This window comes from Cellulosimicrobium cellulans, from assembly GCF_007679345.1.
In the GTDB taxonomy this organism is placed as follows: Bacteria; Actinomycetota; Actinomycetes; order Actinomycetales; family Cellulomonadaceae; genus Cellulomonas; species Cellulomonas cellulans_A.
Map to the genome: position 1 here is coordinate 1 of NZ_VEGH01000014.1, position 19,662 is coordinate 19,662.

Sequence of the window (19,662 nt, forward strand, 5' to 3'; positions counted from 1 at the left end):
GCCCCGCCCCGCTCCGCGGGCCCCCGCCCCGCCCCGCCACCCCCGGTCGCCGAGGGGGTAACCGACGCGTCGAGCGAGCAGTCGCCGACTACTCGCTCGACGTGTCGGATGCTCCCTCGGCGTCGCCGGCGGCCCCACGGCGGCGCGCGCGGGGCGGGGCGGGGAGGCGGGTGCGAGGGGCGTGCGGGAGAGTGGCGGGCACCGGGATGCACCCCGGCGGGTGGTCCCACGCGTCTCCCCTTTCACACCAGCCTCACCAGGCTCTAAGGTGTCGTCGCGGCACCTGTGTGCAGCCAGTCCCGCGCACCGGTCGTGCGCGCACGAGCGAGAAGAGCGGCCATGACCAGCGAGCAGCCCCCGCGGGTGCGGTTCCTCACCGTCGCCGAGGTCGCCGAGGTCATGCGGGTCTCGAAGATGACGGTGTACCGGCTGCTACACTCGGGCGAGATGCCCGCGGTCCGCGTCGGCCGCTCGTTCCGGGTGCCGCAGGACGCGCTCGACCACTACCTCGCGACCGCCCGGCTGGACCTCGAGGCCGAGGGCGAGGCGGGCGAGGACGGCCCGCGCGCCGGCCGGCTGTCCTCCTGACCGGCGCGTACCGCGCGCCGCTCGGGTGGCGGGTGCGTACCGGCGCGTCGCGGACGGCCTCGCCGATCGCGTAAGGTAGGGCCGGACTTTCCCGTGCGTGGGCGTTCGTCGTGCCGCGCGTCGATCGACCACGACCCCGGCGGGGCGCTTCGAGCGCTCGCCACAGGAAGCGAGGACCCCATGGGCTCCGTCATCAAGAAGCGCCGCAAGCGCATGGCGAAGAAGAAGCACCGCAAGCTGCTGCGCAAGACGCGTCACCAGCGTCGCAACAAGAAGTGACCCGCCGCCGCGCGAGCGGCGACGAGGACGAGGGGCCCGGCACCGAGTGCCGGGCCCTTCGTCGTGCCCGCGTCCGGCCGGCCGCTTTCCGCCGGGACGGCGCGCCGTGTTGCCACGTGGCACACCTGGGGTGGATCGTCACCTCTTGACGGGGTTTGTCCCGTGCTGATTCACTGCCGAGCGGTTCTTCAACGATGAAAACCCACGGGTGCCGTGCGCCCCCGTGGAGGCGGGAGGTCGAGGATGATCTCAGGAGCTCGCGGGGGTCCGGGGCGGACGGCGCTGAGCCGTCGGTCCGTGCTCCGGGGGGCCGTGGCGGGGGCGGGTGCCCTCGGTGCGGCCTGGGCGCTGAGCGGGTGCGGGGGTGAGGCCGCGGCGGCGTCCGGGCAGACCCGGATCCAGCTGTGGCACCTGTTCACCGGCGGTGACGGCGGCATCTTCCAGCAGATGATGACCGAGGTGCAGGACGAGAACCCGGCGATCGGGATCGACCCGGTGGTCCTCACCTGGGGCGCGCCGTACTACACCAAGCTCGTCATGGCCTCGGTGGGCGGCCGCGCCCCCGACCTGGCGGTCATGCACCTGACCCGGGTGGCCGGCTGGGTCCCGGGCGGGGTGCTCGACCCCTGGGACCTGGACCTGCTCGCCGAGCACGGCGTCACGGAGGACATGTTCCCGCCGGCGCTGTGGGACCGGGCGACGATCGACGGGAAGCTGTGGGCCGTCCCGCTCGACTTCCACGCGTTCCTGCTGTTCTTCGACCGGGGGCTGGCCGACCAGGCCGGGCTGCTGGGCCCGGACGGGAAGCTGGTCGGCGTCGACTCGCCGGACGGCTTCGTCGAGGCGGGCCGGGCCATGGCGGAGGTCACCGGGTACGCGGGCGTCGGCTACGGGTACACCGGCGACGGCGCGCAGATGTCCCGGATGCTCTGGGGCCTGTACGCGCAGACCGGCAACGAGGTCGTGCTGAACCCCGGTGAGGCCGCGCAGGTCGACCGGGACGCGCTGATCGAGTCGGTCAGCTGGGTGCAGTCGTGGCTGGACGACACGGTGGCGATCGCGAACTCCGACTACCCGTCGGCCGTCGCCAACTTCTCCACCGGCCGCGTCGGCATGTGCTTCAACGGCAACTGGGAGCTCCAGTCGTTCCTGACGGCGGGCGTCGACGTGGACGCCATGCCGATGCCGAACATCTTCGGCACGCCCGCGACGTACGGCGACTCGCACGTGTTCGTGCTGCCGCACCAGGTCAACCTCGACCCCGAGCGGCGCGAGGCGGCCTACGCGACGGTCGCGGCCATGCTCAACAAGTCGCTCCTCTGGTCCGACGGCGGGCACATCCCCGCGAACCGGGAGGTCACCGAGTCGGCCGAGTACCAGGCCAAGGTGCCGCAGTCGCACTACGCGGCCGCGAGCGACCAGGCCGTCTTCGACCCGCAGGCCTGGTTCACGGGCTCCGGGTCGGACTTCCAGGCGCGGGTCGGCGAGGCGCTCCAGGGCGCCTGGCTCGACAAGTCGTCCCCCGAGGCCGCCGTGGACCGGCTGATCGGCAGCCTCGACGCCGCCCTGCAGACCAAGCCGCCGGCCTGACGGAGGGACCGCAGCCATGAGCGCACTCACCACCCCGTCCCAGTCGCAGGCGGCCGCCGCGCCCCCGCGCACCCCCGACCTCCCGCGCAGCCCGCGCCGCGGCCGCAGCCGCCGCGAGGGCAGCGGCTGGCCGTTCGTCATCCCGTTCGTCGTCGTCGCCGTGCTGTTCCTGGTCGTCCCGACGCTCTGGGGCCTCGGCCTGAGCTTCACCGAGCAGTCCCTCATGGGCAACGGCGGCTGGATCGGGCTCGACAACTACGCCGAGGCCTTCGGCGACGCGACCATGTGGTCCACCCTCGGCAACACCGTGATCTTCACGCTGATGAGCACGATCCCGCTGGTCGTGATCGCGCTGGCGATGGCCCTGCTGGTCTACACGGGCCTGCCCGGCCAGTGGGTGTGGCGGCTCGCGTTCTTCGCGCCGTACATGCTGCCGGTCGCGGTCGTCGTGCAGATCTGGGTCTGGCTCTACCAGCCCGAGATCGGTTTCTTCAACTACTGGCTCGACCGGCTGGGGCTGGAGAAGGTCGGCTGGCTCACGGACCCGAACGTCGCGATGTGGTCGATGGCCCTGCTCACCCTGTGGTGGACCGTCGGCTTCAACTTCCTGCTGTACCTGTCCGCGCTGCAGGCGATCCCGGACCAGATGTACGAGGCGGCCGCGCTGGACGGGGCGGGGGCGTGGCGCCGGCTGTGGTCCATCACGCTGCCGCAGCTGCGCGCCACGACCGTGCTGATCACGATCCTGCAGGTGCTCGCCTCGCTGAAGGTGTTCGACCAGATGTTCATCGCCTTCAACGGCGGCAGCGGCCCGAACGGCGTGACGCGGCCGATCCTGCAGTACATCTACGACACCGGGTTCACCGGGTACCGCATGGGCTACGCGTCGGCCATGTCGTACATCTACTTCGCGCTCATCATCGTGGTCGCCGTGGTGTTCCAGGTGCTGACCACCGCTCGCCGGAAGGAGCAGGGCCGTGGCCGTTGAGACGATCTCCGCCCCGACAGGGACGGCGGGCGGCCTGCGCCGCACCTACACCGAGCGGCGCGAGGAGAACCGCCGCACCCGCAGCCTCGTCCTGGGCCGCAGCCGGCTCGCCACCGTGCTGTCGGTGGTGCTGCTCGTGATCATGGCGCTGACCTGGCTGCTGCCGCTGTTCTGGGCGGTCGACACCTCGTTCAAGACCGAGGCGCAGGCGCAGTCCGTCCCGCTGCAGTGGTTCCCGGACGGCGGGTTCACGCTGGAGAACTACCGCACGGTGTTCGAGCGCGGCGAGGTGCCCCGCTGGATGCTGAACACCCTGCTGGTGGCGGGGTCGGTCACGATCCTCACGGTCGCGGTCTGCGCGCTCGCCGGCTACGGGTTCGCCCGCACCCGGTTCCGCGGCAAGAACCTGCTGTTCGCGGCGACCATCGCGCTGATCGCGGTCCCGGGCCAGATCCTCATCGTGCCGCTGTTCCGGCAGATGGAGGCCCTGGGCTTCGTCGACACCTACCAGGGCGTGATCCTGCCCCAGCTGGTGGCGCCGGTGATGGTCTACATCTTCAGCAAGTTCTTCGCGGAGGTGCCGCAGGAGATCGAGGACGCCGCGCGGGTGGACGGGGCGGGGCACTGGCGGACCTTCTGGTCCATCGTGCTGCCCATCTCCCGGCCCATCGTCTCGGCGGTCGCGATCTTCGTGTTCATCGGCGCGTGGAACAACTTCCTGTGGCCGTTCATCGTCACCAACAACCCCGACCTGATGACGCTGCCGGTCGGTCTGTCGACGGTCAAGAACGCCTACGGCACGATCTACGCCCAGACCATGGCCTCGGCCGTGATCGCCGCCCTGCCGCTGATCCTGCTGTTCATGCTGTTCCAGCGGCAGATCGTCAAGGCGGTCGCCACCACCGGGCTCGGCGGCCGGTGACGGCGGGGACCACCCCGGTCGCGTGACCCGCGTGCCGCGCCGCGCCCCTACGCTGGGGCGCGGCCCGGCGCGTCGTGGCAGACGGGCAGGGCGCGGGACGTGGCGGGAGAGGTGGGTCGATGACCGGCAAGCGGCGCCAGGCGGGCGTGACCATGCAGGACGTCGCGGCGATCGCCGGGGTGTCGATCAAGACGGTCTCGAACGTCATCAACGGGTACCCGTACATCCGCCCGGGGACCAAGGAGCGCGTCGAGGCCGCGATCGAGCAGCTCGGCTACCGGGTGAACCTGTCGGCGCGGAACCTGCGCCAGGGCCGGACCGGGATGATCGGGCTGGCGGTGCCCGAGCTGAGCCTGCCGTACTTCGCCGAGCTCGCGGACTCCGTGATCCAGGCCGCCGAGCGCCGCGGCGTCATCGTGCTGATCGAGCAGACGAACGCCAGCCGGGAGCGCGAGCTCGAGGTGCTGCACGGCCAGCGCCGGCACCTCACGGACGGTCTGATCTTCTCCCCGCTCGCGCTGGGGACGGAGGACCGCGCGTCGTTCGCGGTGGACTTCCCGATGGTGCTGCTCGGCGAGCGGATCTTCGGCGGTCCCGCCGACCACGTGACGATGAGCAACGTCGAGGCGGCGCGCGCGGCGACCCGGCACCTGATCGAGACCGGGCGGCGCCGGATCGCGCTGATCGGGTCGCACGCGGGGGAGACGGTCGGCAGCGCCGCCCTGCGCCAGCGCGGCTACGAGGAGGCGCTCGCCGAGGCCGGGCTGCCGCCGGACCCCGCGCTGCTGGGCGAGGCCGGGCTGTGGCACCGGTCGACCGGGGCCGAGGCGATGGAGCGGATGCTGGACGCCGGGACCGAGATCGACGCGGTGTTCGGCCTGAACGACGCCCTGGCGATCGGCGCGCTGCACGTCCTGCACGCCCGCGGCGTCGCGGTGCCGGAGGAGGTCGCCGTCATCGGGTTCGACGACATCGAGGACGCGGCCTACGCGTCGCCGCCGCTGTCGTCCGTCGCGCCGGGGCGGGAGCAGATCGCGCAGACGGCGGTGGACCTGCTGCTGGCGCGGGTCGCCGGCACGGCGCCGGCGGAGCACGTCGAGGTGGTCACGGACTTCGAGGTCGTGGCGCGGGAGTCGACGGTGGGGGCCGCGGTCCGGCCCGCGGCGTCGACGCGCACGGTGGTGGCCTGACGGCGTGCCCGCCGGGGCGGGACCGGGCCGGAATCCGGTGCGGTAGTTGATTGTTCAACGGAAGCCGCGCACGATGGGTGCCGACGAACGACCCGGGAGGACCCCGTCATGACCGCCCTGCAGCTCGGCCTGGACACCTTCGGCGACCTGCCGACCGACGACGCCACCGGGCGCCTGCTCACCCACCCCGAGGCGATCCGCCGGGTGGTCGACGAGGCCGTGCTCGCCGACCAGGTCGGCCTCGACGTCATCGCGCTCGGCGAGCACCACCGACCCGACTTCGCGCTCTCCTCCCCGGAGACGGTGCTCGCCGGCATCGCGACCCGCACCGAGCGCATCCGGCTCGCCTCCGGCGTCACGGTCCTCAGCTCGGACGACCCGGTGCGGGTGTTCCAGCGGTTCGCGACCGTCGACGCGCTGTCCGGCGGGCGGGCGCAGGTGATGCTCGGGCGCGGGTCGTTCACCGAGTCGTTCCCGCTGTTCGGCTTCGACCTGCAGGACTACGAGGTCCTGTTCGAGGAGAAGATCGAGCTGTTCGCCCAGCTGCTCCGCGAGCAGCTGGTGACCTGGTCGGGCACGACGCGGGCCCCGCTGGAGGCGGCGGACGTCTACCCCAAGACGGCGGGCGGTCTGGAGACCTGGGTCGGCGTGGGGGGCTCGCCGCAGTCCGTGGTCCGCGCCGCGCACCACGGCCTGCCGCTCATGCTCGCGATCATCGGCGGCGAGCCCGACCGGTTCCGGCCGTACGTCGACCTGTACCGGCGGGCCACCGCCCAGCTCGGCACCCCCGAGGGCCGGGTCGGCGTGCACTCGCACGGCCTGGTCGCCGAGACCGACGAGGCGGCGCTCGAGGCCTACTACGGGCCGTACAAGCAGATGCGCGACGCCATCGGGGCGGACCGCGGCTGGCCGCCGCTGCGCCGCGCGGAGTTCGACGCCGAGGTGGCGCACGGGTCGCTGTACGTCGGCTCGCCGGAGACGGTCGCCCGCAAGATCGCGCGGACCGTGTCGAGCCTGGACGTCAGCCGGTTCGACCTGGTCTACACCGGCGGGCCGCTGCGGGTGAGCGACCGGCTGCGGGCCGTCGAGCTGTTCGGCAGCCGGGTCGCGCCGATGGTGCGGGACCTGCTCGCCGGGGGCGCCGCGTGACCGCGCGCACCGTCGGGATCCTCGGCGCGGGCAAGGTCGGCACCGTCCTCGCGCGCCTCGCCGTGGCGGCCGGGTACGACGTCACCGTCGCCGGTTCGGGCGACCCGGACCGCATCCGGCTGATCGTCGAGGTGCTGGCGCCCGGCGCCCGGGCCGTCGACGCCGTCGACGCCGCCCGCGCCGACCTGGTGGTGCTCGCCCTGCCGCTGGGCCGGCTCCCGCAGGTCGTCGAGCGGGTCGGGGCCCAGGTGGCCGGCCGCGTCGTGGTCGATGCGATGAACTACTGGTGGGAGACGGACGGCGAGCGCCCCGACCTCGCCGACCCCGCGGTCGCCACCAGCGTGCTGGTGGCCGAGGCGCTGCCCGGCGCCCGGGTCGTCAAGGCGTTCAACCACATGGGCTACCACGACCTCGACGAGGGGCCGCTGCCCGCGGGCACGCCGGGACGGCGGGCGATCGCGGTCGCCGCGGACGACACGGAGGCCGCGGCCGAGGTGGCGGCGTTCGTCGACGCGCTGGGCTTCGACCCGGTGCCGGCGGGGACGCTGGCGGACTCGGTGGCGCTGCAGCCGCACGCCGAGGCGTTCGGGGCGAACGAGGACGCCGGGACGCTCGCGGCGGTGCTCGCGCGGTTCCCGGCGACGGAGCGCGGGGCGGTGGTGGCCGCGGCGCGCGCCGGGCGGCTCACCGCGGTGGACGCGGCGGACTGACGGGGGTCACCAGCCGCCGAGGTAGGCCTCCAGGTCGGGCTCGTCCGGCAGCGGGGTGAGGCCGTCGGCCGGGGCGGTCGCGCGGGGGAACAGGTCGTCGCGGCGCCAGCGGCGCTCGCGGGCCCGGGCCCGGCGGGAGACGACCCGGAGCAGCGGGGCGCCGTCGGCGCCGAGCAGGGCGAGCTCGGCCAGGCCCTCGGCGGCCACGCGCTCGACGGCCGCGGCGACGGAGCCCGTGCCCGGGTCGGCGCGCAGCGGGCGGTCGAGGAGGACGTCGAGGCGGACGCGGTCGAACCGGGGGTCGCCGGTGGCCGGGTCGTGCGGGTCCGTCGGCGCGCCGGGCGCGGTGAGCGTGCCGGGATCGGTGACCGGGCCGGACCCCGGGGCGGCGCCGGGTGCGGCGACCGCGCCGGGCAGCGCGGCGAGCACCGAGTCCACGCTCACGAACCGCTGCGCCGCCGACACGCCGTCACCGCCGGGGGCGTGCACCAGCACGTCGGCCCGGCCGGACGGCAGCCCCCGCGGCCGCGACCCCGGCACCGGGACCAGGTCCGCGAGCCGCAGCGCCTCCGTGTTCTTCGCGGCCCGCGACGCCGCGTCCCGGCCGGACCAGTCCGGTCCGTCGTGCCAGGCGACCGCGTCCGGCACGTGCGCGAGCACCGCGCCGGCGAGCCACGCCCGGTACGCCCACTCCCAGTCCTCGCCGCCGTAGGACGAGAACCCCTCGTCGAACCCGCCCGCCTCCTCGAACAGCGCACGGCTGCACGCGGTCACGGCCCCGATCACGTACCGGTACGAGCGGTCGTCGGCGTCCAGCAGGTCCCGGCTGCGCCGGTAGGCGTCGACGAGCCAGGCCGGCTCGGGCAGCTCGCGCTCCGGGCCGAGCTGCTCGACGGGCGCGTCCACGGGCGCGCCGGCGAGGTCGGCGTGCCGGCGGCGGCCGACCGCGACGCAGTCCGGGGCGAGCGCAGGCAGCCGGGAGATCGCGCGCAGGTAGCCGGGCTCCGGTGCGGTGTCGGCGTCCAGGAACACCAGCACGTCGTGGGTCGCGGCGGCGGCGCCGACGTTGCGCGCGGCGGCGACCCGGAACCCGCGGTCCTCCTGGCGCAGCAGCCGGACGCCGTCGGGGACGCGGGGCGGGACCGGCGACCCGTCGTCCACGACGAGCACCTCTGTGCGGTCCGCGGGGTGGTCCTGCCGCGCCAGGGCCCGGAGCGTCCGGTCGAGCTCGGCCTGCTGGTCGTAGTGCACGACGACGACCGACACCGACGGCGGGTCGGCGGGCAGCACGCCGTCGAGCAGGTCCCACCGGTTGCCCGGCAGCGGACGGCCGGGTCGGGCGGGCCCGGTCACGCGGCGGCCCCGCCGGTGGACCGTGCGCCCGCGGCCCACCAGGCGCGGTACGCCGCCGCCGCGTCGGCCAGCGTGGGCGCGAGCGACGCGCCGGGCGCCGGCGTCGTCGCCGTCGGGTCCGCCCACGCCCGGGCCAGGTGCGCGGGCAGGTCCGCCGCCGGGTACAGCGTGAGCGTGCCGGGCCGCAGCGCCGCCATCTCGCGGGCGTACCGCGACTCGACGACCAGCGGCCGCCGCCCGGCCTCGCCCCAGTCGAGCAGCGTGCGGGACGCCGACAGGTGCCGGTGCGCGGCGACCGGGACGCCCGGGCCGGCGAGCGCGGCCCGGTACGCCTCGTCGTCCAGCCCGCCGGTGACCCGGAACGCCACCCCGCGCGCCGCCGCGTCGGCGCGGAGGCGGTCGACCTCGTCCTCGTGGCCGGGGGACGGTCCGCCCACCGCGACCACCGCGACCTCGCCGGGCGGGGTGCCGGCGGCGCGGAGCAGGTCCGCGGCGTCGGCGACGGCGCGCACCACGTCGTCGTGGCCCTTGCCGGGGTAGAGGAAGCCGGCGACGAGCGCGACCAGCGGGGTGCCGGGCGCGACGGGGACGCGGGTCCCCGCGCCGGCCCCGGCGGCCGGCACCGCGGTCCCGTCCGGGCCGCCCGGCACCGCGCCCAGCGGCACGACGTGCGCGCGCCCGGGCGCCAGCACCCCGTGCTCCGCCAGCAGCAGCGCCTCGTGCCGGCTGTTGACCGCCACCCCGTCCGCCGCCGCGGCGACCCGCGCGTACGCCGCCGTCCGCCGGGGCAGGTTCCGCGGCCCGTCGGACTCCTGCGGCACGTCGTGCAGGGTGACCGTGAGGCGGCACACCCCGGCCAGCCGCTCGACCAGGTCCGCCGCGGCGTCGGGCGAGGCGCCGAGCAGCCGGTCCGTCACGTGCAGGTGCGCGCGGCCGACGCCGCCGGCGGCGGCGGGCAGGTCCCCGGGGTCGTCGACCCGCAGCACCCGCGCGCCGCCGTCGAGCGCGCGCACGTGCGCCGCGAGGTCGGCCGCGTACCGGGCGACGCCGTGCCGCGGCGGCCCCGTGAGGAGGAGCACGGGGGTGTCGGTCCTGGTCATCCCGGCAATCGTGGTCGAGTCGCGGGGAGGCGGCAACCGCGCGACACTTCCCGCACCACCGCGATGCCGCGCCGCTCGGGGACCGGGCGGCACGTCCGCCACGACGAGAGGACCGCATGTCGCAGCTCCTGGCACCGACCGCGGGCGCGTCGCGGTCCACGAGCCGCGCGGTGCGGGTCGCCTCCGTCCCCGCGGCCCACCCCTACGTCGCCCGGGTCACCGACGCCGCGGGCCTGACGGTGCTGCCGGACCCGACGCCACCGGGCGCCGAGCCGGGCCGCTGGTGGCCGCCGGTGGTGCTCGACCCCGCCTGGATCGCGGCGCACGCCGCGGAGGCGGACCTGCTGCACGTGCACTTCGGCACCGAGTCGTTCGACCCGGCGCACCTGGCCCGCACGCTGGGCGCGGCCCGCGCGGCGGGCTGGCCGGTCGTGCTCACCGTGCACGACCTGGAGCACCCGCAGCTCGTCGACCAGGCGGGGTACCGCGCGCAGCTCGACGTGCTGGTGCCGGGGGCCGACGCGCTCGTCACCCTCACCCCGGGCGCGGCGGCGGAGATCCGAGGGCGCTGGGGGCGCGACGCGCTGGTCGTGCCGCACCCGCGGCTGCTGGTCGAGCCGCCCGCGGCGCCGTCCGGCGCGGTCCCGGACGCCGCCGGGCGGGTCGTCGGCCTGCACCTCAAGGACCTCCGCCCCAACGTCGACGCCCCCGCCGCCACCCGCGCGCTGCTGGCCGCCGTGGCCGACCTGCGCGCCTCGGGCCTGCCCGCGCGGGCCGAGATCCGGCTGCACCGGCGCGTCCGGGACGAGGCGGCCCGCGACGAGGTCCGCGAGCTGTGCGCCGCGGCGGACCCGGGCACGGTCGCGCTGGTCGAGCACGACCGCCTGGACGACCGGGGCCTCGCCGAGGCGCTGGCCGGCCTCGACGCGTGCGTGCTGCCCTACGCGCACGGCACGCACTCCGGCTGGCTGGAGCTGTGCTGGGACCTCGGCGTCCCGGTCGCCGCGCCCGCCGTCGGCTACTACCACCAGCAGCACCCCGACGGCTCGGTCGCGACGTCCGGCGCGGTGGGCGACGCCGCCGGCCTGGCCGCCGCGCTGCGCGACCTGCTGCGCTCCCCGGCGGCGACCCGCCCCGGGACGGCGGCCCGCGCGGCGCTCGTCCGCGACCGGCGCGAGCGTCGGCTCGCCGAGGACCGCGCTGCCGCCGAGCAGCACGCCGCCCTGTACCGCTCGCTGCTGGCCGGGGGCGCCCGGTGACGGGGGCACGGCTGCGCGTCGTGGTCGTCGCGCCCCTCCGGTTCCCGATCCGGCAGCCGCACGCGGGCGGCCTGGAGTCGGCCGTGTGGAACGAGGTCCGCACGCTGCGGGCCCGCGGGCACGCCGTCTCGCTGATCGCCGTCCGCGGCTCGGACTTCCTCGACGGCGGGCCGGCCGAGTTCGCGCTGCCGACCCTCGACTGGCCGGAGGGCGCCCGCGCCACCGACTCGGACTACCCGGACGCCTACCGGGAGCGGTCCGTGCCGGCGCTGGACCGGGCGCTCGACGTGATCGCCCGCGCGCCCGAGCGGTACGACGTGATCTCGAACCACTGCCTGCACGGCCTGCCCCTGCGGCGGGCGGCCTCCCTCGGCGTGCCGATGGTGTCCACCCTGCACACCCCGCTCGAGCCGGAGCTGGTGGACGCGGCCGCGCACGCCCGCGGCACCCGGTTCCTCGCGGTCAGCGCGCACACCCGGCGGGAGTGGGCACCCGTCGTCGACGCCTCCGTGCTGCCGAACGGCATCGACGCGGCGGACTGGCCGCTCGGCCCGGGCGGCGACGGGCTGGTCTGGTCCGGCCGGCTGGTGCCGGAGAAGGCGCCGCACCTGGCGATCGAGGCGGCGCGGCTGCTCGGCCGCGAGCTGACGATCGCCGGCCGGATCGGCGACCGGGAGTACGCGGAGCGGTCCGTGCTGCCGCACGTGGGGGACGGCGTCCGGTACGTCGGCCTGCTGGACCAGCCGGCGCTCGCCCGCCTGATCGGCCGCAGCGCGTGCGCCCTCGGGACGCCCGCCTGGGAGGAGCCGTTCGGCCTCGTGGGCCCGGAGGCGCTGATGTGCGGCACGCCCGTCGCGGCGTTCGGCGCGGGCGGCATCCGGGAGATCGCCCGCACCGCGACCGGCATGTCCGCCGTGCCGCGCGGCGACGTGGGCGCGCTCGCCGCCGCCGCGGACCGGCTCGCCGCGCGCTCGGCGGCGGAGCAGGGGTTCCGGGCCCGGGTGCGCGCGTCGGCGCGCCGGCACTACGGCCTGGACGTGCGGGTCGACGCCCTCGAGCGGGTGTTCCGCGCGCTGGTCGCCGAGCACGCCGCCGGCGCGGAGCTGATCGCGTGAGCCGGCCGACCGTCGCCTGGTACGTGCACCACCACGGGTCGGGGCACCTCGGCCGGCTGCGCGCCGTGGCCCCGCACCTCGACGCGGACGTCGTGGCGCTGAGCTCGCTGCCGGAGCCCGCCGGGCTGCCCCCGCACGTCGACTGGGTGCGGCTCGACCGCGACGACGACCCCGACGCGGCCGGGCGGCCGCCCGCCGAGGCCGATCCCGCCGCCGGCGGCCTGCTGCACTGGGCCCCGCTGCTGCACCCGGGCCACCGGGGCCGGCTCGCGCGGATCGCCCGCGAGCTCGACGCCCGGGGCGCGGCGGCGATCGTCGTCGACGTGTCGGTCGAGGTCACCGTGTTCGCCCGGCTGCTCGGCGTCCCGCCGGTGCTGGTGGCGCAGCCGGGCGTCCGGGACGACGAGCCGCACGCGCTCGGCCTGCGCGCCGCCGCCCGCGTGCTGGCGCCGTGGCCCGCGGACGTCCTGCCCGCCGCGCACCTGGAGCCGGTGCGCGACCGCGTGGTGTTCACGGGCGGGATCAGCCGGTTCGACGGGCGACGGGCTCCGGACGGCGACCGCGAGGGCGTGCTCGTGCTCGGGGGCCGCGGCGGCTCGGAGGTGACCGCCGAGCACGTCGACGCCGCGGCGCGCGCCACCCCCGGACGCCGGTGGACCGCCCTCGGCCCGGGCGGGGCGTGGTCGGACGACCCCTGGCGCGAGCTCACCTCCGCGGGGACCGTGGTGTCGTTCGCGGGGCAGAACTCGGTGGCGGACCTCGCGGTCGCCGGCGCGCGCGCCGTGGTGGTGCCGCAGGACCGGCCGTTCGACGAGCAGGCCGTGACCGCCCGCGCGCTCGGCCGTGCCGGGCTGGCGGTCGTCGAGCCCGCGTGGCCGGAGCCGGGCCGGTGGCCCGAGGTGCTCGAGCGGGCGGAGGCCCTCGAGCCGGACTGGTCGGTGTGGGGGACGGCGGGGGCGGCGGCCCGGGCGGCCGAGGCGATCGCGGACGTCGCCCGGCGCGGGGGGCTGTCGTGACCAGCGCGCGGGCCGTCGTGACGCTGTGCTCGACGCCCCGGGTCGACCACCTGCGGCGGCAGCTCGCGGTCGTGCGGCGGGACCCGGCGACGCTGGTCGTGGTCGTCTGGGTCGGCGACGACGACCCGCCGGCGCTCGACGCCGACGAGGTGCTCCGGGTGCCGCCCGGCCCGCACGGGCTGCGGCTGGCGGCGGCGCGGAACGCGGGCGCGGACCGGGCCGTGGCGCTCGGTGCCGACCTCGTGGTCCTGCTCGACGCCGACTGCGTCCCGGGGCCAGGCCTGCTGGACCGGTACGCGGAGGCCGCGGCCGCGCACCCCGCGGCGGTGCTCTGCGGGCCGGTCACCTACCTGCCGCCCGGCGCGGTGGTCGACGACCCGGCGGCGCTCGCGGCCGCCACCCGCCCGCACCCGGCGCGGCCGGCGCCCGCGGACGGCGTCGTGCAGGTCGCGGGCGACGACGAGTACGACCTGTTCTGGTCGCTGTCGTTCGCCCTGACCGCGCGGCGCTGGGCGGACGGGCCCCGGTTCGACGAGGGCTACGAGGGCTACGGCGGGGAGGACACGGACTTCGGGTACGCGCTGCGGGACGCGCGCGTCCCGCTCGCGTGGGTCGGCGGGGCGCACGCCTACCACCAGCACCACCCGACGAGCAGCCCGCCCTGGCAGCACCTGGACGACGTGCTGCGCAACGGCGCGCGGTTCGCGCGGCGGTGGGGCCGGTGGCCGATGGAGGGCTGGCTGCGCGCGTTCGCGGCGGCGGGCGCCGTGCGCTGGGACGGGACGGCCTGGCACCGCGCCTGACCTGCGCCACCGCCGCGCCGGGCGCGCGCCGCCCTCGCGGCCGCCCTCACGCTCCCGAGGGGGTACCCGACACGTCGAGCGAGTAGTCGCCGACTACTCGCTCGACGTGTCGGTTGCTCGCTCGGTGGTGCCGGCGGCGGAGGCCGCCGCGCGGGGCGGGCCCAGGAGGGCGTCGGCCGCGTCCAGGAGGTCGGCCGCCACCGGGTCGGCCGTCCAGCGCTCGGCGCCCGCCGCCGCGCGCGCGCCGAGCGTCGCCGCCAGCACCGGGTCGTCCAGCAGCCGCAGCACGGCCTCGGCCAGTGCGGCGGGGTCGGCGGGCGGCACCATGAGGCTGTCCTCGCCGTCGGTGCAGAAGTCGTCGTAGCCGCTGCCGGTGGTGACGACGAGCGCGCCGCCGATCGCCTTGGCCTCCAGCGCGGCGTTGCCGAACCCCTCCCACCGGGACGGGCAGGTCGTCACGGCCGCCTCCCGGACCGCCCGGTACAGGGTGTCGTCATCGACGTGCCCGAGCCAGGTGACCCGGTCCCGCGCCTCCGGGGGCAGCAGGCCGAGCAGCGCGGGCCGGTCGGGCTCGAACCGGCGGTCGCCGCTGGCGCCCGCGAGCACCAGCCGCGCGGTGGGGTGCCGGCGGGCGACCTCCGCGAACGCCGCGAACGCGTCCGTGACCCCCTTGCGCCGCTCCAGCCGTCCCAGGAACAGCACCACCGGCGCTCCGTCGTCGGGCCAGCCGGCGGGGAGCCCGGCCGACCCCGCGGCGCGGCGCACGTGCGCCACGTCGATGCAGTTCCGCACCACCCGGGCGGGCGGCAGGTCCGCGAACGCGGACTCGGTCCACCGCTGCATCGCCCGGGAGATCGGGACCAGCCCCGCCGACCGCCGCACCTGCCGGTCCTCGAGCCGGCCCTGCACCGCCACGACCGCCCCGCCGCGGAGCCCGAACGACCGGGGCGTGAAGCCCGCGACCTCGTTCGCCAGCCGGGTGCTCGTCGCCAGGTTGGTCAGCAGCGGCGCCCCGGCGGGCAGGGCGACACCGAGCGCGGCCCACTCGGGCAGGAACACCCGGTCGTAGGCGCCGCCCCGGTACGCCCGGCGCACGGCCGCGGCGCGGGCGAGCAGCGCGGGGACCCGGGCGCGCGGCGGCCGGACGTGGCCGACCAGCCGGACCCCGCCGAGGTCGGCGTCGGGCAGCAGGTCCCCGTCGGCGAGGACGAGCAGGTCGACCGCCGCGCCCCGGCGCACCAGCGCGGGCAGCAGCGAGGCGTAGTGCCGCCCGATGCCGCCGGTGTACCGGGTGAGCCCCGCGTACTCGGTCGTGGCCACCAGCCACCGCCCGCGGCTCGGCCGGGCGCCGGTCGCGGCGGCGAGCGCGGGGGTGCGCCCGGTCGCGCTCCCGGGGGTGCTGGCGTGCAGGTCGGAGGCCACGCCTCATGCTCGCCGACGCCGCGCCGCCCCGCCCGTCGACGTCCCGCCCCTCCCGCCCCGGGTGGAGACAGGTGGCGCGTTCTGCCCGACGCACCGGGCGTGCCGGGCAGGACGCTCCGCCCGAGGGGTCCCGGGGTCAGCGCCCCGTCGCGTCGATCGCGTCCAGGCGGCGGTCGACGAGGACGCCGGTGAGCAGCACGGGGCCGGACACCCCGAGCAGCGGGACCAGGGCCGTGAGGTGCCAGCCCGCGAACGCCAGGGCGCCCAGCGTCACCAGCACCGCCAGCGCGGTCCCGGGCGACGTCGGCGGCACCAGCAGCAGGAACCGCCAGGTGCGGCCGAACGGCTCGTCGTACCGGCGCAGCACCGCGAGGAACCACGCGCCGACGACGAGCAGGCCCGCCCCGAGCGCCAGGAGCCCGGCGGCGGCCACGGCGGCGGGGCCGGTCGACCCCGTCGCGGACGCGAGGGCCGGCAGCGCGAGCGCGTCCGCCGCGAGCAGCGCGCCCACGACCAGCAGCGGCCAGCCCAGCCGGTTCGCCCGCCGGAACCCCGCCCGGTACTCGGCCCAGAACGCGCGGCCCACCGACTCCGGCGGCTCGCCCGCGGCGACGGCCCCCAGCACCGCCGCCGCGGCGGCGAGCGCGGGCAGCACGCCGAGCACGACCCCGCCGAGCAGGGTCCCGAGCACCGCGAGGACGTTGACCAGCACCAGCCGGGCGCCGACACGCAGCCAGCGCATGACCGCGCCGGCCCAGCCGGCGACGTCCTCACCGCCCTCGTGCACGGGCACCCGCCGCCGCGCCGCGGCGCCGGCGCCCGCCGGACCCGCGCCCGCGCCCGCTCGACCCGCGCCCGCGCCCCCCGGACCCGCGCCCGCGCCCGCCGCACCCGCCCCGGCCGGCCCCGCGCCCACGAGGCCGGCGCTCACCGCGCCACCTCCACGAGCGTCGCGACCGTCACGACCCCGGTGCCGGTGTCCAGCGCCGCACCCGCGAGCGTCGCGCGCCCTCGGACCGCGTCCCAGGCCGGGAACACCACGGCCTCGACCGCGCCCGCGCGCGCCGACGACCCCGGGCCGTCCCACGCGAACCGGCCGCGCCCCAGCGCCACGGCCCCGGGCGGCCCCTCGGCCCCCACGACCCGCAGCGCCGACGCCGTGAACGCGTCCCCGCGCGCGAAGGTCACGACCTCCCACGTCCCGGCGAGCTCGGCGACCGACGCGGGCCACGTCGCCTCGTCGTCCTGCTCCCGGTCCGGCCCGGCCCACGGCTGCGGGGACACCAGCGGCCACCCGCCGGCGGTCCACGCGAGCCGCCGGACCTGCACCTCGTGCCGGGTGGGCTCGTCGGCGTCCCGCACGTGGTGCACGAGCAGCTGCCGCGCGCCGCCGCCGGGCAGCGGCTCGGTCAGGACGGACGCGTGCCCGGGCGCCAGCCAGCCGCGGCCGCCCGCGAGCCGGTGCCCGGCCAGCACGGTGCTGCCCACCGGGTCGGCCGCCACGTCGGTCGCGGACCGCCCGCGGACGTCGGCGTAGGGTCCCGTCACCGACGGGCCCGCGACGACCCGCAGGTGGTAGGTCCCGAACAGCGAGTCGAACGAGGTCAGCAGGGCGTAGCCACCCCCGGGCCGGGGGAGCACGAACGCCCCCTCGACCGCCGCCTCGACGGTGTGCGGCCGCCGCGCGAGCAGCAGCCCCGGGCCGGGGCGCGGGCGCCCGCCCGAGCCGAGCACGAAGCCGGTGGCCGGGTCGAGGCCGAGCGCGTGGATGCCGCCGAAGAACGACCCGTAGACCAGCCAGTGCCGCCCGTCGGCGTCGACCACGGCGTTCGCGTCGATGGCGTTCGGCCCGTCGACGTCGTGCCGGCTGGTGACGACGAGCCCGCGATCCGTCCACGGGCCGGCGGGGTGCGGGGCCGTCGCGAGCCCGATGGCCGATGTCCGGGAGCCGAAGCTCGACGCGGAGTAGTACATCCGCCACCGCTCGGCGTCCGGCACCGCGACGGCGTCCGGCACCCGCACGACGTCGGGGGCCCACAGCCCCTCGGCACCCGTCCACGCGGCCGCGTCCGCAGGCACGCCGTCCAGCGCCCAGCCCTGGAACGCCCACGTCACGAGGTCCTCGGACCGGCGCACCTGCACCCCGGCCCGGGGCAGCGGCCCGTCGCCGGACGCGTCGGTGGAGAACAGCCAGTAGGTGCCGTCGTCGTCGCGGACGGCGGTCGGGTCGTGCGCGTGCCGTCCGCCCCAGGCGGCGGTCGCGTCGAGCGCGGCGTCCGCCGTCGCGGCCGGCTCCGTGACCGTCATCCCTTCGCCCCCGTCAGCGCGACCGACTCGATGATCTGCCGCTGGAAGATGAGGAACACGACCAGGATCGGCAGCAGCGCCACGAACGAGGCGGCCATGATCAGCGGGTAGTCCCGCTGCGTGGCGTACTCGACGTTGAGGTTGGCGATGACCACCTGCAGCGTCTGCTTGGACTCGGTGTTCAGGTAGAGGATCGGCGCGAGGTAGTCGTTCCAGATCGTCATGAACCAGAGGATGAACTGCGCGGCGATGGCCGGGCGGATCAGCGGGAAGATCATCTTCCGGAACACCTGGAGGTAGGACGCGCCGTCGATCTTCGCGGCCTCGACCATCGAGTCGGGCACGCTCGACAGGTACTGCCGCAGGAAGAAGATCATCACGATGTTGCCGAACAGCAGGGGCACGATCAGCGGCAGCAGGGTGTCGACCCAGCCGATCTTCGAGAACATCACGAACTGCGGGATCATCAGCGTCGGGAACGGGATCATCAGCCCGGTCAGCAGGCCGAGGAAGATCGCGTTCTTGAACGGCAGCCGCATCTTGGCCAGCGCGAACGCGGCGAGCGACGAGGTGATCGACCCGACGATCGTCACGGTCCCCGCGACGATGATGCTGTTCTTGAAGCCCGACAGGATCGGCGCCTCGGTCCACATCCGGACGAAGGTGTCCCACTGCGGGGACCCCGGGATCCAGACCGGCGGCAGCGCGAACACCTCGGCCTTGGTCTTGAGGGCGGTGGTGGCCATCCACAGCAGCGGCGCGATCATCACGACCGCGCCCAGCGCGAGCACGACGAACAGGATCGTGTTGACCACGCGGTTCTGGGCGGTGGTGCCCATCGGCGTCTTGCGGCTCATGGTTGCTCCTGCCCCCTCAGTCGATGCTGAACGCGTTGCGCCGGTTGAGGCGGAACTGGATGAGGGTGACGACCAGGACGATCAGCCCGAGCACGACGGCCATCGCCGTGGCGTAGCCCATCTGCTGGTACTTGAACGCCTTGCGGACGATGTAGTAGACGATCGACGCGGAGCTGAACTCGGGGCCGCCGGTCGGCGTCATGATGTTGATCTCGGTGAAGATCTGCGACCCCGCGATGACGTTCGTGACGACCAGGAAGAACGTCACCGGGCGCACCATCGGCAGCGTGATCCACCGGAACCGGTGGTAGCCGTTCGCGCCGTCCAGCGAGGCCGCCTCGTACAGCGAGCGGGGCACGGACTGGATGGCCGCCAGGTACAGCAGCATCGAGTACCCGAGGCCCTTCCAGACGGCCATGAGGATGATCGCGGGCTTCACCGTCGCGGTGTTCTGCAGCCAGTCGGGTCCGTCGATCCCGAACCAGGAGAGCACCTGGTTCACCAGGCCGAAGTCGCCGTTGTAGGCGAACTGCCAGACGATCGCGATGGCCGCCAGCGACGAGATGACGGGCACGTAGTAGATGGTGCGGAACGCGGTCTGCCCGGGGATCTTCCGGTTCAGCGCGATCGCCAGCAGCAGCGCCAGCACCAGGCCGATCGGGATGCCGATCATGTAGAACGCGGTGTTCCACAGGGTCTTGCGGAAGTACTCGTCGCCGAGCAGGGCCACGTAGTTGTCGAGGCCGATGAACTGCGGCGCCGTCAGGCCGTTCCACCGGGTCAGCGACGCGTACAGCGCGTAGCCCAGCGGGTACAGCGTGAAGACGAGGAAGCCGATCACCGGGGCGGCGACGAACGCGGCGGCCCAGCGGTGCTCGGTGCGGTGCAGGCGGCGCATGGCCTGCCGGGCGTGCAGCGCGGAGCCGCGGTCGTCGCCGGCGGGCGGGACGATGTCGGCGGCGGGCGCCGTGGGGACGGGGGTGGGCTCAGCGGTGGTCCGTGACATCCCGGTGC

19 protein-coding genes are annotated in these 19,662 nt (G+C 76.3%); 12 read left to right on the forward strand and 7 right to left on the reverse strand.

Features of this window, described 5'->3' with window-relative positions:
* The first annotated feature begins 339 nt into the window (after nt 1–339).
* The 8 genes from FS882_RS16605 to FS882_RS16640 all read left to right on the forward strand — a co-directional run bounded on the left by FS882_RS16605 (nt 340) and on the right by FS882_RS16640 (nt 7,416).
* Nucleotides 340–588 (forward strand): helix-turn-helix domain-containing protein, encoded by a 249-nt coding sequence (locus tag FS882_RS16605; protein WP_158374694.1) that lies wholly within the window; start codon nt 340–342, stop codon nt 586–588.
* A gap of 180 nt (nt 589–768) precedes the next feature.
* On the forward strand, nt 769–867 hold the full coding sequence (locus FS882_RS16610) for a 30S ribosomal protein bS22 (RefSeq protein ID WP_003792170.1): 99 nt from the start codon (nt 769–771) through the stop codon (nt 865–867).
* Between the two features lie 297 nt (nt 868–1,164).
* Nucleotides 1,165–2,457 carry an extracellular solute-binding protein gene (locus FS882_RS16615; protein ID WP_187365344.1) on the forward strand — a complete coding sequence of 431 codons (1,293 nt, stop codon included), beginning with the start codon at nt 1,165–1,167 and terminating at the stop codon, nt 2,455–2,457.
* 16 nt (nt 2,458–2,473) lie between these two features.
* The gene (locus FS882_RS16620) at nt 2,474–3,445 is read left to right on the forward strand and encodes a carbohydrate ABC transporter permease (RefSeq protein ID WP_158374698.1); all 972 of its coding nucleotides are present in this window, start codon (nt 2,474–2,476) and stop codon (nt 3,443–3,445) included.
* Entirely contained in the window at nt 3,435–4,367 is a 933-nt protein-coding gene (locus FS882_RS16625; RefSeq protein WP_262348369.1) for a carbohydrate ABC transporter permease, read from the forward strand. Before FS882_RS16620 ends, FS882_RS16625 begins: the two co-directional genes overlap by 11 nt.
* Before the next feature lie 119 nt (nt 4,368–4,486).
* Nucleotides 4,487–5,557, forward strand: coding sequence for a LacI family DNA-binding transcriptional regulator (locus FS882_RS16630; RefSeq protein ID WP_262348370.1), 1,071 nt, complete (start codon nt 4,487–4,489; stop codon nt 5,555–5,557).
* Between the two features lie 108 nt (nt 5,558–5,665).
* Nucleotides 5,666–6,706 (forward strand): LLM class flavin-dependent oxidoreductase, encoded by a 1,041-nt coding sequence (locus FS882_RS16635; RefSeq protein ID WP_158374700.1) that lies wholly within the window; start codon nt 5,666–5,668, stop codon nt 6,704–6,706.
* Complete coding sequence (locus tag FS882_RS16640) at nt 6,703–7,416, forward strand: NADPH-dependent F420 reductase (protein WP_158374702.1); 714 nt, start codon at nt 6,703–6,705, stop codon at nt 7,414–7,416. Before FS882_RS16635 ends, FS882_RS16640 begins: the two co-directional genes overlap by 4 nt.
* Before the next feature lie 6 nt (nt 7,417–7,422).
* On the opposite strand, the gene FS882_RS16645 is transcribed toward FS882_RS16640, so the two are convergent.
* Both FS882_RS16645 and FS882_RS16650 read right to left on the reverse strand, forming a co-directional pair.
* A complete protein-coding gene (locus FS882_RS16645) occupies nt 7,423–8,769 on the reverse strand; it encodes a glycosyltransferase family 2 protein (protein WP_158374704.1) in 1,347 nt (448 codons plus the stop codon).
* Nucleotides 8,766–9,869 carry a hypothetical protein gene (locus FS882_RS16650; protein ID WP_158374706.1) on the reverse strand — a complete coding sequence of 368 codons (1,104 nt, stop codon included), beginning with the start codon at nt 9,867–9,869 and terminating at the stop codon, nt 8,766–8,768. Before FS882_RS16650 ends, FS882_RS16645 begins: the two co-directional genes overlap by 4 nt.
* Before the next feature lie 116 nt (nt 9,870–9,985).
* On the opposite strand from FS882_RS16650, the gene FS882_RS16655 reads away from it, so the two are divergent.
* From FS882_RS16655 to FS882_RS16670, 4 genes are read left to right on the forward strand one after another with little or no spacing between them, the layout of a single operon-like run.
* Nucleotides 9,986–11,128: a glycosyltransferase gene (locus tag FS882_RS16655; protein WP_158374708.1), complete on the forward strand. Its 1,143-nt coding sequence runs from the start codon at nt 9,986–9,988 to the stop codon at nt 11,126–11,128.
* Nucleotides 11,125–12,243 carry a glycosyltransferase gene (locus FS882_RS16660; protein ID WP_158374710.1) on the forward strand — a complete coding sequence of 373 codons (1,119 nt, stop codon included), beginning with the start codon at nt 11,125–11,127 and terminating at the stop codon, nt 12,241–12,243. The genes FS882_RS16655 and FS882_RS16660 overlap by 4 nt, the downstream gene beginning before the upstream one ends.
* Complete coding sequence (locus FS882_RS16665; RefSeq protein WP_158374712.1) at nt 12,240–13,259, forward strand: hypothetical protein; 1,020 nt, start codon at nt 12,240–12,242, stop codon at nt 13,257–13,259. The genes FS882_RS16660 and FS882_RS16665 overlap by 4 nt, the downstream gene beginning before the upstream one ends.
* Entirely contained in the window at nt 13,256–14,062 is an 807-nt protein-coding gene (locus tag FS882_RS16670) for a glycosyltransferase family 2 protein (protein ID WP_158374714.1), read from the forward strand. The genes FS882_RS16665 and FS882_RS16670 overlap by 4 nt, the downstream gene beginning before the upstream one ends.
* Before the next feature lie 93 nt (nt 14,063–14,155).
* On the opposite strand, the gene FS882_RS16675 is transcribed toward FS882_RS16670, so the two are convergent.
* The 5 genes from FS882_RS16675 to FS882_RS16695 form a co-directional block, all read right to left on the reverse strand.
* Nucleotides 14,156–15,484, reverse strand: coding sequence for a glycosyltransferase family 4 protein (locus FS882_RS16675; protein ID WP_158374716.1), 1,329 nt, complete (start codon nt 15,482–15,484; stop codon nt 14,156–14,158).
* Between the two features lie 136 nt (nt 15,485–15,620).
* Nucleotides 15,621–16,415 (reverse strand): DUF624 domain-containing protein, encoded by a 795-nt coding sequence (locus FS882_RS16680; RefSeq protein ID WP_158374718.1) that lies wholly within the window; start codon nt 16,413–16,415, stop codon nt 15,621–15,623.
* The gene (locus tag FS882_RS16685) at nt 16,412–17,791 is read right to left on the reverse strand and encodes an arabinan endo-1,5-alpha-L-arabinosidase (RefSeq protein WP_158374720.1); all 1,380 of its coding nucleotides are present in this window, start codon (nt 17,789–17,791) and stop codon (nt 16,412–16,414) included. Before FS882_RS16685 ends, FS882_RS16680 begins: the two co-directional genes overlap by 4 nt.
* Entirely contained in the window at nt 17,788–18,648 is an 861-nt protein-coding gene (locus FS882_RS16690; protein ID WP_222848248.1) for a carbohydrate ABC transporter permease, read from the reverse strand. The genes FS882_RS16685 and FS882_RS16690 overlap by 4 nt, the downstream gene beginning before the upstream one ends.
* A 16-nt stretch (nt 18,649–18,664) precedes the next feature.
* On the reverse strand, nt 18,665–19,654 hold the full coding sequence (locus FS882_RS16695; RefSeq protein ID WP_222848249.1) for a carbohydrate ABC transporter permease: 990 nt from the start codon (nt 19,652–19,654) through the stop codon (nt 18,665–18,667).
* Between the last annotated feature and the right edge of the window lie 8 nt (nt 19,655–19,662).